The organism is Chryseobacterium sp. R2A-55, assembly GCF_021401085.1.
GTDB lineage: Bacteria > Bacteroidota > Bacteroidia > Flavobacteriales > Weeksellaceae > Kaistella.
On sequence record NZ_JACBFP010000001.1, the window covers coordinates 135,484 to 150,104 of the forward strand.

The following is a 14,621-nucleotide window of genomic DNA, read 5'->3' on the forward strand; positions in this document are numbered from 1 at the left end:
TGCAAAAACTAGAAGTTTTACGTTCAAAATCCTTGCTTTTTTTTCGTTTTTCTATCTGGCAATAAATTCCTTTACTTCACTAAAAGATCAAAAATTCCAGCAACAAATCTTGCCGGGAACCAGTCGTTAAATCTGCTTCCATTGAACTCAAACTATTCCACTAAGCCGCAAGTCCACCGATGATCCGGAATCGAAGGAAATACAAGAAAAAACTTGTCGGGCCTATCTATTTTTTCAGCTGTTCCATCATTGAGATATCCCCCCTTAAAGTGGAGATTCCCCTTTTCATCAACATTAAACTTACCATTACTGGGCTTCTCAAATCCGGAATAAATATAAGTGCCGTCTTTTTTTAAGGTAAATGAACCTTTGGGAATATACTGATAAGACCCGCCACTGTACTTTGCGGCCGTACAGCCGTATTTACCTAATTTTGGTGTCACATTTTTGTTTTGGGATTTCACAGTGTTCCCCAAGAAAAACAAGAGCACTATTGCTCCAAAACGCGAATATTTATGTTTCATACTAAAAATTTTTCTATATTTTATGTCCTGTAATTAACTCCCTCTAAGTCTGTTACATAATTATTATCCTTCAAAAAAAGCAAGTTCTAACGCACTGCATTCCGTGATTTCACAGTCAATCTTATCTTTCATCAGTTGGCAAAAAGTCCCAAGGTTTTATTCAATTTTTAAGCCTTCTATAAACGCAATGTTTTCCAGATATCCTTTGTGCTTTTCTAGCATTTATTGAGAAGGTTCCCAATTATTTGAAAATCGAAAAAACCTGCTTATCCCAAATTGCATATTGTTGTGGATTCACAAAATGCGGATAGGAAAAATCACAAGCATCGAAATCAGTGGCTATTTTTATCAGTTGCCCAGTAATTTCTTGGCGATATTTTTCGCATATTTTCATCGAGGCGAACTCTTTGAAGCAGATCAGCGTTATCCCAAATATATATCTATTTTACAAAAAGATCATCAGATCAGTAAAAAATTACGTAAATATTTTAATCTTTTGTTTCAAATACCTATTCCTGCTGCAGAAAACAACCAAACTTTCCGCAAGAAAACTTTGGCTGCACTTGCCGGTACACATCACGAAGGAGATTTGGTGATTCCTTTGAAAGTCATAGAAAAACAAAGGCAAAGACCTGCTCCGAAAAATCCTGGTCAGCGATTCTTTGGATAGCAGAAAATCAAAGGTGACGGACACTAACGAATACATAAATCGGTTCGTTTTTTTTTTAACTTACATCAACAGATTTGGTTACATTCTTGCATATCTTTGTTTGAAATTCTTCCCTTCATGACTTTCACAGAGCACCTTCATTTGGGATATCAAAACAGAAAATTTGATATCGACAAGAGAAAAACTGAAGATTTTATCGATCGGTTTTTCTGTTTTATCTTTTTCTTGGAATACCACCGTTGCTCAGACATCACACAGATTGAGGAACGGCTGAAAACCTTCAAGCTAGAGTTCACTGAAATTCTTTCATGTGTCATGAAAGGTCAGGAAGCTGTGGAAAGCGAATTTTTCTTTGCGAAATTCCCCGCCATCTACCGCATGCTCGAAAAAGATGCGCAATACATCTGCGAAAATGATCCTGCTGCACAGAATATGGAAGAGGTCATGTTTTCCTATCCTGGTTTCTTCGCAATTGCTGTTTATCGCTTTGCCCATGAGCTTTTCATCAACCATGTTCCACTCATCCCAAGAATATGGACCGAATTCGCACACAGCAAAACTGGTATCGATATCCATCCCGGAGCAGCGATTGACGAAAATTTCTTTATCGATCACGGAACGGGAATCGTCATCGGCGAAACCACCATCATCGGAAAAAATGTGAAGATTTACCAGGGCGTCACTTTAGGAGCACTTTCTGTAACGAAAGATTTGAAGCATCAAAAAAGACATCCAACCATCCAAGATAACGTGGTGATATATGCCAACGCAACCATTCTTGGCGGAGAAACAGTAATCGGCGAAAACTCGCTGATTGGCGGAAATGTTTGGATCACAGAAAGCGTAGCTCCGCATTCGGTGGTCTTTCACAAAGGGCAGGTCACTGTGAAAAACAAATTGCCGGCGAATGAACCCATCAATTTCATCATTTAAGTAAAATTTTTAATAAATATTCTCACAATGAAAATTAATAATATTTTAGAAGCCATAGGAAATACTCCAATCGTTAAAATCAATTCTATTTTTGATAATAATGTGGACATTTGGATGAAACTCGAACGCCAAAATCCCGGCGGCAGCATCAAAGACAGAATCGCTCTCTCTATGATCGAAAAAGCTGAAGAAGAAGGCAAAATCAATAAAGACACGCTGATTGTAGAACCTACTTCCGGAAACACCGGTGTAGGATTGGCAATGGTTTGTGCGGTAAAAGGATATCAACTCGTTTTGGTAATGCCCGAAAGCATGAGTGTGGAACGCAGAAAACTGATGTCATCATACGGCGCTAAATTTGTTTTGACCCCAAGAGAACTCGGAACTTCCGGTGCGGTGAAAAAAGCATTAGAAATGGCAGATACCCTCGACAATGTGTGGATTCCGCAGCAATTTGAAAACGCTTCCAACCCCGAAATCCACCAGAAAACAACCGCTCGGGAAATCCTCAACGATTTCCCCGAAGGATTCGATTACCTCATCACAGGAGTGGGAACAGGCGGCCACATCACCGGAGTGACCCAAGTTTTGAAACAGCAATTTCCTAACCTGAAAAGTTTCGCTGTGGAACCAAAAGATTCACCTGTAATTTCTGGCGGCATTCCCGGTCCGCACCCGTTGCAAGGAATCGGAGCGGGATTTATTCCAAAGGTGTTGAATACCGAAATTCTCGATGGAACCATTCAGGTGGAAAAAGAGGAAGCATACGAATTCACCAAAAAACTGGCTAAACAGGAAGGAATTCTTGCGGGAATCTCTACCGGAGCTTCCTTGGCCGCGATCAACAAAAAACTTTCCGAAATCCCGGAAGGATCGAAAATCCTAACCTTCAATTACGACACGGGAGAAAGATACTGGTCGGTGGACGGACTTTTCGAAGAAAGCGTTTTTGAATTTTAAACCAAAAAAATAAAATCCTGTCCCATAAGGCAGGGTTTTTTTTAAAAAAATAATTGCTGATATTTCTGACAAACGTAGATTTTCAATATTTTCCGAAGTAATTTTTAGCTTAATTCCCGTCACATCTTTCGGGCAAATTATTTTCACGAAAATCAATGCAGTTGCGTTGACCAGATCATTTGGTTTTCATTTATCGTATCATTGTGGACGGCGCATTGCTTCCGGAAGTGTCACCCACTTCGCACAGCACTACCGGACCTGGAAGATAGAGCAAATCTGTTCCGCCAAAGAAATCCCGATTCTGTCCTGCGCTTCCAAAGTGGAAGCTCCGGTATGAGGAGTCAGCGAAATTTTCGGGTGTTTCAGAATGGCTTCTGAAGGAGTTGGCTCGTTGATGAACACATCCAAACCGGCGAAAGCCACTTTGCCACTGTCCAAAGCTGCAACCAAAGCATCCTCATCAATCACCCCACCTCTGGAACAGTTGATGATCGCCACTCCATGCTTCATTATCGAGAATTCCTGCTCACCTATCATTGCACCATTTTTCTGCGCCGGAACGTGCAGCGTAATAAAGTCGGCATGTCTCAAAACACCTTCCAGCGGTTCGGTCTCAATATCCACGTTGATAAACTGGTTGTTATAGAACTTCACCTTAATAGAAGTTTTCCCGATTTGGTTATCCGCGGCGATAACCTTCATTCCAAGACCGAGCGCCATCTTCGCCACTTCCTGGCCGATTCTTCCCATTCCCACAATTCCAATCGTTTTACCCCGAAGTTCGATTCCTTTTTCGTAAGATTTTTTAAGTTTTGCAAAATCGGTATTTCCCAAAACCGTCATCTGCCGGTTGGATTCCTGCAAAAAACGAGCACCCGAAAACAGATGCGCAAAAACCAGTTCCGCCACCGAAGCTGATGAAGCCGACGGTGTATTGATCACATGGATTCCCTTTGAACGGGCGTAATCCACATCAATATTATCCATTCCCACGCCGCCTCTGCCAATGATTTCCAAACATGGACAGGCGTCGATTAATTCCCGTCGAACCTGGGTAGCACTCCTCACCAGAAGTACTGTGATTTTTTTGTCATTGATAAAATCCGCCAGGTATTCCTGCGGAACTTTCTGGGTTATCACCTCAAAACCTTTGTTCTTCAAAGCGTCAATTCCCGACTGGTCCAGACCGTCATTTGCCAATACCTTCATACTAATCATTAAAAACTTCTATCTTTACCTGTTTCTCCACCATATCCGTGAATTTCCCTTTAAATCGTGTTGCTTTTACCAGATGGTTGTCAATCCAGTGGTAGTTTCCGCCTCTTGGTTTTCCGCACAAAACGCTGTGGTATTTAAAACCGTGTTTATCCAGCCACTCCATTGTGATTTGTTTCAGATTCTCAGTTCTGGAAGTAAAAAAACATATGATATGTCCTTGGTCGTACCATCTGTTGATAGTTTCCAAAGCATCCGGATAAGGTTCGCAGCTAATCATTCTTTCGGGTTCCTCATTCGGGATATCATCTGTGATCGTCCCGTCGATATCGATCAGATAATTCTTCACATTCCCTTTCAATATTGGACTCAGGTGATCCTTATGTTCTAGTTCCATCATCAAAATTTAAGATGCAAAATTATAAATTTTCATTGGTTTCCAGCGGTATAATTATCCACAACAAATTTCTTGATTTGGATCATCTATGCCTTGTGTGCATTTCGGCTGTCCTGGTAGGGCTTTACACCTATCTACGGAAGCGCAGATTTCAATTCCTCGCCCCGAATTTACGGAACCTCAGGATTTCCATTTTCAACCCCTGGTTTGCGGACACCAATCTTAAAAATTCACAAAAATTTCCGCAACTAAACATTAAACCTTAATTTTGCAGGCTATGGAAGAACAGGTAGTTTTGATCTCGGAAAATGATGAAGTTTTAGGTTTAATGGAAAAAATGCAGGCCCACGAAAACGGTATCCTCCACCGTGCATTTTCTGTTTTCCTTTTTAATGACGAAGGTGAGATTCTGCTCCAAAAAAGGGCTTCCGAAAAATACCATTCACCAAACCAGTGGACCAACGCGGTCTGTTCCCACCCCAGAATCGACGAAACCTATATGGATGGCGCAAAACGCCGCCTGAAGGAAGAACTCGGAATTGATGCGGAACTCACCGAAAAATTCCACTTCATCTACAAAGCCGATGTGGGCGGAAATCTTTGGGAACACGAGCGCGACCATGTCTTCACAGGGACCTACAATGGAAATTTCCAACTGAACCCCGACGAGGTTTCCGAAATCCGCTATATTTCCATGGCAGATTTGGATCGGGAACTCGCAGAAAACCCAAAGAACTTCACAGAATGGTTTAAAATCATCCTTAAGGAATACAAGGAACATCTTTAAAGACTTACAAAATGAGATTCCCGAGTTTAAAGTTTCGGGACTCATACCTGATCACAAACCACCATTCTGATGATTATCGGAACAAGTACACCTGTGCTTCCCTAAGCAAAGTCGAAGAACATCCAAAGTTCCTCTCAAAAATCCCTATCTTTGCCGCTTAAAAATTCTCACGAAAATGAACCCATTTATTGAAGAACTGAAATGGCGCGGACTATTTGCCGACATGATGCCCGGAACAGATGAACAGCTGAACAAGGAAATGACGACCGCCTATATCGGATTCGATCCGACTGCAGATTCGCTGCACATTGGGAGTTTGATACAAATAAAAATACTGGCACATTTTCAGCAACACGGACACAAACCGATTGCTTTGGTGGGCGGTGCAACTGGGATGATCGGTGATCCTTCCGGGAAATCAAACGAGAGAAACCTCCTAGACGAGGCCACTTTGAACCACTATGTGGACTGTCTCAAAAATCAGCTCTCCAAGTTCCTGAAATTTGATGGCGAAGGCAAAAACAAGGCAGAATTGGTTAACAACTACGACTGGATGAAGGAATTTTCCTTTCTGGACTTTATTCGCGATATCGGGAAAAATATCACCGTGAATTACATGATGGCAAAGGATTCCGTGAAAAAAAGAATTACCGGTGAAGGGGGCGCGGAAGGAATGAGTTTCACCGAGTTTACATACCAACTCCTGCAAGGTTATGATTTCCTGCATCTTTACCGGGAAAAAAATGTGAGACTGCAAATGGGTGGTTCCGACCAGTGGGGAAATATTACCACGGGAACCGAGCTAATCCGCAGAAAAGCACAAGGCGAAGCATTCGCACTTACCGTACCTTTAATCACAAAATCCGACGGTTCCAAATTTGGAAAATCTGAAAGCGGGGAAAACTACTGGCTCGATCCAAAAAAGACTTCACCCTACAAATTTTACCAATTCTGGGTAAACGCAACTGATGATGATGCCGAAAGGTTCATCAAGTTCTATACTTTCTTGGGAAAAGAAGAAATCGAAAACCTGATCGCAGCACACAAAACCGCACCACACGAAAGAAAACTCCAGAAAAAGTTAGCCGAAGAAGTGACGATTTGGGTCCACAATCATGAAGAATACGAAAAAGCGGTAAAAGCTTCGGAAATCCTATTTGGAAGAAGCACTGCGGAAGATTTGGTCAATCTGGATGAAGCGACTTTTTTGGAAGTTTTTGAAGGCGTTCCACAAAAAGAGATTTCCCGAAACGAAGTGATCGGTTCCAATGTGGTTGAACTGATCTCTGAAAAATCCGGATTTCTGAAATCAAAGGGTGAAGCAAGAAGAGAACTTCAGCAAAATGCAATTTCCATAAACAAAGAAAAAGTAAGCGAGAATTTTGAAGCGTCTGAAAAAGATTTGATTGACGGTAAGTTTCTTTTGGTCCAAAAAGGAAAAAAGAATTACTTTATTGTGAAAGCAATTTGATCCCGACAGCAATCGGAAGGAATTGCGAAATTACGCGAGCCAAATTAGAAACCGAGAAATAGATTTCTGGTAAAACCAACGAAATACAATAATAAAGTCAGACTTTGCTCTGGCTTTTTTTGTGAGAAAACACCTCCGGTTCTTGACGAAAATTAAAAAAAAAATTTAAATGAATATGAATTTTTTTATAGATTTTTAAATTGATATTCATTATCGATTTATAAAATTTAATTTCTATGATTTTAAAAATTTTCAATCTTAATAATTGGCAACCGTTGATGTTTTTTTTGATCAATTATTTAAAAAATTCAAAATTAAGTCAAAATCTCCACTGAATGCGGCTTAAATTTATTTAAAGTTATTTTCAGTTAATTTTTATAACCAACTATTAATCAAATGTTAAAAACTATTGTACTTAAAGTTAATATCGACATGATTGAATATTTGCTGAAGAACTGAAAAAATAGGCACCAAAACCAGAAGTGTGAATCAAAATGGAAATAGACCCGTTGATTATTTATGAAAATTACCTGATAAATATAACATTTTATGCATAAAAACAGTTATTTTAGTAAATAATGATTTTACATCATTATCATGAAATAATTATAAAATAACCAGTATATATTTTGACCGAATTTAGTGCTTTTTTATCATAGTTTTTGGAATTGTTCCCACCCATTACTATTGAAAAAGCCACCTTCCAATCGGAGGCAAAAATCCTTATCTTTGTTCAATGGATTTACAATACTTGGTTCGAGAACCGCAAAATATCAACCCGAAAATTTCGCTTTTAATTTTACTTCACGGATATGGAAGCAATGAGGAAGACCTTTTCTCATTCGTCCCTACTCTACCCGAAGATTGGCTCGTGGTGAGTTTCCGGGCACCACATTCCACGGCTTATGGCGGATTTTCTTGGTACGACATCGATTTGATGAATGAGGAAAACCGAATTGATCTGGATCAGGCGAAAGAATCTGAAAAGGTAATCCTGGAAAATATCCTAAAAATAACTAACCATTACGGATTGACCGAAAACGAAACCCATCTGTGCGGATTTTCACAGGGTGGGATTCTTAGTTTTTCACTGGCGCTGAAAAACCCCGAACTTTTCTCCAAGGTTGCCTGTATGAGTTGCTATCCTGAAGAAAAACTGCTTGAAAACATTTCAAAAGACAAAAAGAAACTCGAAAAACTCCGATTTTTTATTTCACATGGAACAGAAGATGCGGTAATTCCTCTGGAATGGGGAAGAAAAGCTACGGAAATACTTTACGATTTGGGTTGCTATTTCTCCTTCCGCGAATACATGAGCGGACATGGTGTGAACCAGAAAAACTATATGGATCTGATGGAGTTTTTTAAGAGTTAGATTTCGGTAATGAACAAATTCCTTTTCTTTTTTTTATTTTTTATTTTTTCAGGTGTTCATAGTCAGGTACTTTTGAAAATTTCGTCTATTCCAAGTGACACTCCGGGAAATGCGAGAATTTTTTTAGCATCATCGCTGAATAGATGGAATCCGAATGATCCGAAATTTGAATTGAAAAAGGACAGTGTAGGAAATTATTCGGTTGAGATTCCCGAAAATTCAGGAAAAGTGGAATACAAATTCACCCGTGGAAGTTGGGAAACCGCAGAAGGAGACGAAAACGGAAACGGTCGAGAAAATAGAATATTTATTTTTAAGGGAAAATCGCAAAACATTGACAACCAAATTCTTTCCTGGGAAAAAACCCAGCCGAAACGGAATACCGCGTCAGTGAATGTGAAGCTTTTTAGCGAAAATTTTTGGATTCCCCAGCTTAAGACAACCCGAAGAATCTGGATCTACCTCCCGGAAGATTATTCCACCACCAAGAAAAGATACCCCGTAATTTACATGGAAGATGGGCAGAATCTTTTCAACGAATCGTCTTCATTTTCCGGCGAATGGAAAGTGGATGAAGCCATGGATTCACTTTTTGTGAACGGAAAACGAAACGCCATCATCGTGGGGATAGAGAATGGTGGAACTGAGCGCTTGAATGAGTATTCCGCATGGAACAACCCAAAATATGGTGGCGGAAAAGGAGACCTCTTTGCAGATTTCTTGGCAAAAACTTTGAAACTCCATATCGACGAAACCTACAGAACGATGCCAAAGGCAAAAAACACAGGGTTGATCGGCTCGTCAATGGGCGGACTGATTTCTTTCTACACTGGCATGAAATACCCAGATCAATTTGGGAGACTGGGAGTTTTCAGCCCTAGCTTTTGGTTTTCCAAAAAGGATCTGGTTTCTTTCGTCCATAAAAATCCAATGAAAATAAAGAGGACGAAATTCTATTTCCTCGCGGGAAAAAAAGAATCTCCCGAAATGATTTCGGATGTGGAAGAAGTAATTCAGCTTTTAATAAAAAAGGGAGTTCCCAAAAAAAACATCCATACGAAGTTTGACGATTACGGCACCCATTCCGAGCGTTACTGGTCGAAGGAATTTCCGGCAGCTTTTTCCTGGCTTTTTCCTTAAGAATCAACCCGGAAAAATGACCGTGGAATTTTTCACTTCTTTAATGGAAAATGAACTGTGCGTACTTGCGATATGCTGCATGGAGGTGAGTTTGGTCACCATGAATTCCCGGTATTCCTCGATGTTTTCAAGGCAAATCTTTAGGATATAGTCGTAATCGCCGCTCACATGGAAACACTCCAAAATTTCGGGAAACTTCACGATTTCCCGTTCGAAATGGGTGATGTGTTCTTTGGTATGCTGTGATAATTTCACATGGCAAAGGACGATGAAGTCGCGCTTTACCAGCTTTTTATCCACCAATGCGACGTATTTTGAAATAATCCTGTTTCTTTCCAGTTTCTTGATTCTCTCAAACACTGCTGTGACCGACATTTGCAATTGATCGGCGAGCTCTTTAGTGGTTTTTTTGGAATTCTGCTGAAGCAAAATGAGCAGTTTTTTATCTTTTTCGTCGATGTTCATCAGAATAATATTTGGAAATACGATGTAAATTTAAAGAATATAATTTTTAAATCTACAAAATTAAATAAAATCCAATCTATATTCGGAATAAATAATAAATCATTGTTTTAAATTTTAATAATCTTCATATTTACCATATTAATAAATCAAAAACAATGGAAACTTTCAATGCAGCAAACAATATTCAGGATTTGCAGTTTTTCGGAGAATTCGGCGGTGTAAACCCGTCTATTTCAGACAGTTCTACTTACACATTTCTTTCTGCCAAAACAATGTTCGACACTTTTGAAGGAAATACAGACGGTTGCTATCTTTATTCCAGACATTCTTCGCCAAGTAACCTTTATCTCGCTCAAGCACTTGCCAGTTTAGAGGGAACCGAAAGTGCAAATGTAACCGCCTCGGGAATGGGCGCCATCACTTCTACCCTTCTTCAACTTTGCAAAAGCGGAGACCACATTGTTTCCAGCAGAACCATTTACGGCGGAACTTATGCGTTCATGAAGAATTTTTTACCGGATTTCAATATCCAAACTTCATTTGTGGATATTACCAATCTGGAAAAAGTGGAAGCAGCCATTAACGAAAACACCAAAGTAATCTATTGCGAATCAGTAAGTAATCCACTATTGGAAGTTGCCGATATAGAAGCGCTTTCTAAAATATGCAAAAAACATAATTTAAAATTAATTGTGGACAACACGTTTTCGCCACTTTCGATTTCGCCACAATTGCTGGGAGCCGACATTACCATTCACAGTTTGACGAAATTCATCAACGGAAGCAGTGACACAGTGGGGGGAGTAATTTGTGCCGATCAGCAATTCATCAATGATTTGAAAAGCGTGAACACGGGAGCATGCATGCTGCTTGGTCCCACTATGGACAGTTTGCGTGCATCAAGTATTCTGAAGAATTTGAGGACGCTGCACATCCGAATGAAGAAACACAGTGAGAACGCTATGTTCCTAGCCGAAAACTTCGAAAAAGACGGACTGATCGTGAAATATCCTGGATTGAAGACTCATAAAAGCCACGAACTTTACAAGAAAATAATGCATACCGAATATGGATTTGGCGGTTTGCTGACTTTGGATGTGAAGACGGTAGAAAAAGCCAACGAACTGATGGAACTGATGCAAAACGAAAACCTGGGTTATCTGGCGGTGAGTCTGGGATTCTACAAAACTCTGTTCTCCGCATCCGGAACTTCCACTTCATCAGAAATTCCAGAGGAGGAAAGGATGGAAATGGGGCTTTCTGATGGATTGATCAGATTTTCAGTAGGTCTGGATCACGACATCAAAAGAACTTACGAAAAAATGAACGCTTGCATGACGAAGGTTGGTTTACTTTAAAACTGCATTCAATCGACAGACAAATGAAATTTCACTTTAGCAAAAAAATCCCGCCAGAATTTTTCAGGCGGGATTTTTTAGATGATTGAAAATCTATTTAAAAATATAGCTCAAACCGACACTTAAAACTTGTTCGGATTTACCTTTTGAAATATTTGGATCTGATCCCGCTTCACCCATCAAACCTTTGTAGGTGTTGCTAAGACCAATATCATAACGCGCAGTGAGTTCCAGCTGGCGTTTTAGGGAATAACCCACACCTACACTCACGGCAAAGTTAAGGCTTGCAGCTTTTCCGTTAACTCCGGGATATTCCGGCAATTGATCTACCGCATAATACGGTTTACTTGGATCCGTGACCTTCTGATCAATCAGGATATTGAATTTTGGACCGGCTATCGCGAAAAATTCTGACTCTGCTTCTGACAGATATGCTTTGAAGTAGATCGGAACACTGATATAATTGTTCGCATACACCGCATCATAACCTTTAGTTGACTGAGCATTTTTGTCTTTTCCGGTTTCTCCGGCACCCCAATATTCAACCTCTGGCTGCAAATAGAACTGATCATTTTGACCAATTGGGATCTGCGCCAATACACCTGCATAAATTGAGTAACGTGGTCCACTGGGATTATGTGCGTTGCTAACCCTGGAGTAAGTAGCACCTGCCGTTAATCCAAATCGTGTACTTTTCAAATCAATCTGCGCAAATAAGCAAACTGATGCAAAAAGCCCCGAAGCCATTAAAATTTTTTTCATGATTGTGTGTTTTTGTTTCTATTAGCCTAGAACCTTGGCAACGGTAGAACCGATTTCAGCGGGTGAGTCCACCACATTGATTCCGTTTTCCCTCATGATGGCCATTTTCGCCTGTGCGGTATCTTCGGCTCCACCTACGATGGCACCGGCGTGTCCCATGGTTCTTCCTTTCGGTGCGGTTTGTCCGGCAATGAATCCAACGACAGGTTTTTTGGAACCACTTGCTTTGTACCATCTTGCCGCTTCAGCTTCCAGATTTCCACCGATTTCGCCGATCATTACTACAGCTTCTGTTTCAGGATCGTTGATGAAAAGTTCTAAAGCCTCTTTCGTTGTAGTTCCGATGATGGGGTCACCACCGATTCCGATTGCAGTTGAAACTCCGTAACCTGCTTTAACCACCTGATCTGCAGCTTCGTAAGTTAAAGTACCGGATTTGGAAACAATCCCTACTTTTCCTTTTTTGAAAACAAATCCTGGCATAATTCCAATTTTTGCTTCATCGGAAGTGATAATTCCCGGACAGTTTGGTCCGATCAATCTGCAATCTCTGTCAGCAATGTAAGATTTAACTTTCACCATGTCCTCCACCGGAATTCCTTCTGTAATGGCAACGATGACTTTGATTCCCGCTTCTGCGGCTTCCATAATCGCGTCTGCAGCAAATGCAGGTGGTACGAAAATAATTGAAACATTTGCTCCCGCTTTCTCCACTGCTTCAGCAACGGTGTTGAAAACTGGTTTCCCCAAATGCTCGGAACCGCCTTTTCCGGGAGTAACTCCACCCACCACATTGGTTCCGTATTCGATCATTTGACCTGCATGGAAAGTTCCCTCATTTCCTGTAAAACCCTGTACGATTACTTTTGAATCTTTGTTTACTAATACTGACATTTTTTATTTTTTATGTTTATTTTAAAGTTTAAATAAGTACAAAATTACTTAATAAAAATTGAAATCCTGTGAATATTCAAGCCTATTTCAGATTCTTAAGCCTCACTTCTTTTCTTAAATATTGTTTAAATTCCTCTGCAATCGGGCCAAAATAAGTTCCCTTTTTCAAATCACGGTTTACGCCGCATTTTGCCAAAAGCACGGTGCCGCTCTCGATTCGGACTCCGGAAGCCATCCCGACCTGTCCCCAAATGGTGACCTCATCTTCAATGATGCAGCAACCTGCAATTCCCGTTTGCGAAGCAATCAAACATTTCTTCCCAATTACGGTATCGTGGCCAATCTGGATCTGATTGTCCAGCACAGAACCTTCGCCAATAATCGTAGAATCCGTAACTCCACGATCAATAGTGCATCCGTTTCCGATTTCCACATTATTTTCAATAACCACATTTCCCACCGAGATCAAGCGATCGAAATCCCCGTTCAGTTTCCGGTAGTAAAAGGCATCGCCACCTAAAACCGTGTTGGATTGCACAATGACATTATCACCAATTATCGTTCTGTCACCAATAACCACGTTCGGGAAAATATGGCAGTTTTTTCCGATTCTCACATCATTTCCGATGACTGCGGAATGATGGATTTTCGTTCCGTCACCGATTTCCACATCATGAAGTTCATCAGTGAAATTGGATATTCTGGTAAAATGAGTATTGATTTTGTTAAAATCCCTAAACGGATCTTCAGAAACCAGCAATGCTTTCCCTTCCGGACAATCCACTTCCTTATCAATAAGAATTATGGTTGCAGGGGAACTCAGTGCTTTATCGTAATATTTCGGGTGATTCACAAACACGATTTGACCCGGTTTCACCATGTGGATTTCATTAGTGCCTAAAACTTGAATATTTACGTCACCAATCATTTTGGCACCGATTAATTCTGCAATCGCTTTGAGATTTTGAGGATTTTTGAAAGTCATTTTTTAGAGGAAAGATGAGAGATGGAAGATGGGAGTAAGAAAATCTACATTTCCCACCTTCAACCTCCTGCAATTTTATTTTACACGTTCCAAGTACGAACCGTCCTCGGTATTGATTTTAATCCTGTCGCCAGGTTCGATGAACAAAGGAACCATAACTCTTGCTCCGGTTTCTACGATAGCATTTTTTAAAGCATTGGTTGCGGTGTTTCCTTTCACACCTGGATCCGCTTCGATGACGTCCAGATAAACGGTTGGTGGGATTTCTGCGGAAAGTGGAGTTTCATCGGCTTCCTTCAAAATAATGGTCACCTCTTCTCCGGCTTTCATGAACTGAGCGTTTTCAATCATCTCCTTGTTGATGTAGATTTGAGAGAAATCGTCATTATTCATAAAATGAAAACCGTTGTCATCTTCATAAAGGTACTGGAATTTTCTGGTGATCACTTTGACCTCATCAATTTTGTGACCTGCAGAAAAAGTGTTGTCGATCACTTTTCCGTTGGTTACAGATTTCAGTTTAGTTCTCACGAAAGCAGGACCTTTTCCCGGTTTCACGTGTAAAAATTCGATTACTTTATAGATATCGTTGCTGTATTCAATGCAAAGTCCCTTTTTGATATCGTTGCTTGTTGCCATCTAAAAAATTGAGTTAATGTTTGTTTTTATTTATTTAAAATTTTGA

General features: G+C 40.3%; 16 protein-coding genes. 8 read left to right on the top strand and 8 right to left on the bottom strand.

Going from position 1 to position 14,621, the window contains the following annotated elements; genetic code table 11:
* Positions 1 to 152: 152 nt before the first annotated feature.
* Entirely contained in the window at positions 153 to 524 is a 372-nt protein-coding gene (locus L0951_RS00585) for a hypothetical protein (protein WP_234108625.1), read from the bottom strand.
* A gap of 301 nt (positions 525 to 825) precedes the next feature.
* Between L0951_RS00585 and L0951_RS00590 the strand changes: the two genes are divergently transcribed.
* From L0951_RS00590 to cysK, 3 genes are all read left to right on the top strand, one after another.
* Positions 826 to 1,194, top strand: a complete 369-nt coding sequence (locus L0951_RS00590; RefSeq protein WP_234108627.1) for a hypothetical protein — start codon at positions 826 to 828, stop codon at positions 1,192 to 1,194.
* Between the two features lie 117 nt (positions 1,195 to 1,311).
* Positions 1,312 to 2,127, top strand: a complete 816-nt coding sequence (gene epsC / locus L0951_RS00595) for a serine O-acetyltransferase EpsC (RefSeq protein ID WP_234108629.1) — start codon at positions 1,312 to 1,314, stop codon at positions 2,125 to 2,127.
* A gap of 27 nt (positions 2,128 to 2,154) precedes the next feature.
* Entirely contained in the window at positions 2,155 to 3,087 is a 933-nt protein-coding gene (gene cysK, locus L0951_RS00600; protein ID WP_234108631.1) for a cysteine synthase A, read from the top strand.
* Positions 3,088 to 3,336: 249 nt separating this feature from the next.
* Here the strand turns inward: cysK and L0951_RS00605 are convergent, their stop codons facing one another.
* Positions 3,337 to 4,296, bottom strand: coding sequence for a D-2-hydroxyacid dehydrogenase (locus tag L0951_RS00605; RefSeq protein ID WP_234109325.1), 960 nt, complete (start codon positions 4,294 to 4,296; stop codon positions 3,337 to 3,339).
* Between the two features lies 1 nt (position 4,297).
* Complete coding sequence (locus L0951_RS00610; protein WP_234109326.1) at positions 4,298 to 4,699, bottom strand: phosphoheptose isomerase; 402 nt, start codon at positions 4,697 to 4,699, stop codon at positions 4,298 to 4,300.
* Positions 4,700 to 4,976: 277 nt separating this feature from the next.
* Here L0951_RS00610 and idi point away from each other — a divergent pair, with 277 nt between their 5' ends.
* From idi to L0951_RS00630, 4 genes are all read left to right on the top strand, one after another.
* Positions 4,977 to 5,486, top strand: coding sequence for an isopentenyl-diphosphate Delta-isomerase (gene idi, locus L0951_RS00615; protein WP_234108633.1), 510 nt, complete (start codon positions 4,977 to 4,979; stop codon positions 5,484 to 5,486).
* 175 nt (positions 5,487 to 5,661) lie between these two features.
* Positions 5,662 to 6,957: a tyrosine--tRNA ligase gene (gene tyrS / locus L0951_RS00620; protein ID WP_234108634.1), complete on the top strand. Its 1,296-nt coding sequence runs from the start codon at positions 5,662 to 5,664 to the stop codon at positions 6,955 to 6,957.
* 736 nt (positions 6,958 to 7,693) lie between these two features.
* On the top strand, positions 7,694 to 8,332 hold the full coding sequence (locus tag L0951_RS00625) for an alpha/beta hydrolase (RefSeq protein ID WP_234108635.1): 639 nt from the start codon (positions 7,694 to 7,696) through the stop codon (positions 8,330 to 8,332).
* Positions 8,333 to 8,503: 171 nt separating this feature from the next.
* Positions 8,504 to 9,472 (top strand): alpha/beta hydrolase, encoded by a 969-nt coding sequence (locus tag L0951_RS00630; protein WP_234108636.1) that lies wholly within the window; start codon positions 8,504 to 8,506, stop codon positions 9,470 to 9,472.
* Positions 9,473 to 9,475: 3 nt separating this feature from the next.
* Here L0951_RS00630 and L0951_RS00635 read toward each other — a convergent pair whose 3' ends face one another.
* Complete coding sequence (locus L0951_RS00635; RefSeq protein ID WP_234108637.1) at positions 9,476 to 9,937, bottom strand: Lrp/AsnC family transcriptional regulator; 462 nt, start codon at positions 9,935 to 9,937, stop codon at positions 9,476 to 9,478.
* Between the two features lie 155 nt (positions 9,938 to 10,092).
* Between L0951_RS00635 and L0951_RS00640 the strand changes: the two genes are divergently transcribed.
* On the top strand, positions 10,093 to 11,295 hold the full coding sequence (locus L0951_RS00640) for an aminotransferase class I/II-fold pyridoxal phosphate-dependent enzyme (RefSeq protein WP_234108640.1): 1,203 nt from the start codon (positions 10,093 to 10,095) through the stop codon (positions 11,293 to 11,295).
* Positions 11,296 to 11,388: 93 nt separating this feature from the next.
* Here L0951_RS00640 and L0951_RS00645 read toward each other — a convergent pair whose 3' ends face one another.
* The 4 genes from L0951_RS00645 to efp form a co-directional block, all read right to left on the bottom strand.
* A complete protein-coding gene (locus L0951_RS00645) occupies positions 11,389 to 12,057 on the bottom strand; it encodes a porin family protein (RefSeq protein WP_234108648.1) in 669 nt (222 codons plus the stop codon).
* A gap of 21 nt (positions 12,058 to 12,078) precedes the next feature.
* A complete protein-coding gene (sucD, locus tag L0951_RS00650) occupies positions 12,079 to 12,951 on the bottom strand; it encodes a succinate--CoA ligase subunit alpha (protein WP_234108650.1) in 873 nt (290 codons plus the stop codon).
* Between the two features lie 82 nt (positions 12,952 to 13,033).
* Entirely contained in the window at positions 13,034 to 13,936 is a 903-nt protein-coding gene (locus L0951_RS00655; protein WP_234108651.1) for an LpxD N-terminal domain-containing protein, read from the bottom strand.
* A 75-nt stretch (positions 13,937 to 14,011) separates the two neighbouring features.
* Complete coding sequence (gene efp / locus L0951_RS00660; protein ID WP_234108652.1) at positions 14,012 to 14,575, bottom strand: elongation factor P; 564 nt, start codon at positions 14,573 to 14,575, stop codon at positions 14,012 to 14,014.
* Between the last annotated feature and the right edge of the window lie 46 nt (positions 14,576 to 14,621).

Coding starts and splice junctions, on each gene's coding strand:
- cysK (WP_234108631.1), top strand. CDS start 2,155: ATGAAAATTAATAATATTTTAGAAGCCATAGGAAATACTCCAATCGTT.
- sucD (WP_234108650.1), bottom strand. CDS start 12,951: ATGTCAGTATTAGTAAACAAAGATTCAAAAGTAATCGTACAGGGTTTT.
- L0951_RS00640 (WP_234108640.1), top strand. CDS start 10,093: ATGGAAACTTTCAATGCAGCAAACAATATTCAGGATTTGCAGTTTTTC.
- efp (WP_234108652.1), bottom strand. CDS start 14,575: ATGGCAACAAGCAACGATATCAAAAAGGGACTTTGCATTGAATACAGC.
- L0951_RS00655 (WP_234108651.1), bottom strand. CDS start 13,936: ATGACTTTCAAAAATCCTCAAAATCTCAAAGCGATTGCAGAATTAATC.
- epsC (WP_234108629.1), top strand. CDS start 1,312: ATGACTTTCACAGAGCACCTTCATTTGGGATATCAAAACAGAAAATTT.
- L0951_RS00645 (WP_234108648.1), bottom strand. CDS start 12,057: ATGAAAAAAATTTTAATGGCTTCGGGGCTTTTTGCATCAGTTTGCTTA.
- L0951_RS00610 (WP_234109326.1), bottom strand. CDS start 4,699: ATGGAACTAGAACATAAGGATCACCTGAGTCCAATATTGAAAGGGAAT.
- tyrS (WP_234108634.1), top strand. CDS start 5,662: ATGAACCCATTTATTGAAGAACTGAAATGGCGCGGACTATTTGCCGAC.
- L0951_RS00605 (WP_234109325.1), bottom strand. CDS start 4,296: ATGAAGGTATTGGCAAATGACGGTCTGGACCAGTCGGGAATTGACGCT.
- idi (WP_234108633.1), top strand. CDS start 4,977: ATGGAAGAACAGGTAGTTTTGATCTCGGAAAATGATGAAGTTTTAGGT.
- L0951_RS00635 (WP_234108637.1), bottom strand. CDS start 9,937: ATGAACATCGACGAAAAAGATAAAAAACTGCTCATTTTGCTTCAGCAG.
- L0951_RS00625 (WP_234108635.1), top strand. CDS start 7,694: ATGGATTTACAATACTTGGTTCGAGAACCGCAAAATATCAACCCGAAA.
- L0951_RS00585 (WP_234108625.1), bottom strand. CDS start 524: ATGAAACATAAATATTCGCGTTTTGGAGCAATAGTGCTCTTGTTTTTC.
- L0951_RS00590 (WP_234108627.1), top strand. CDS start 826: ATGCGGATAGGAAAAATCACAAGCATCGAAATCAGTGGCTATTTTTAT.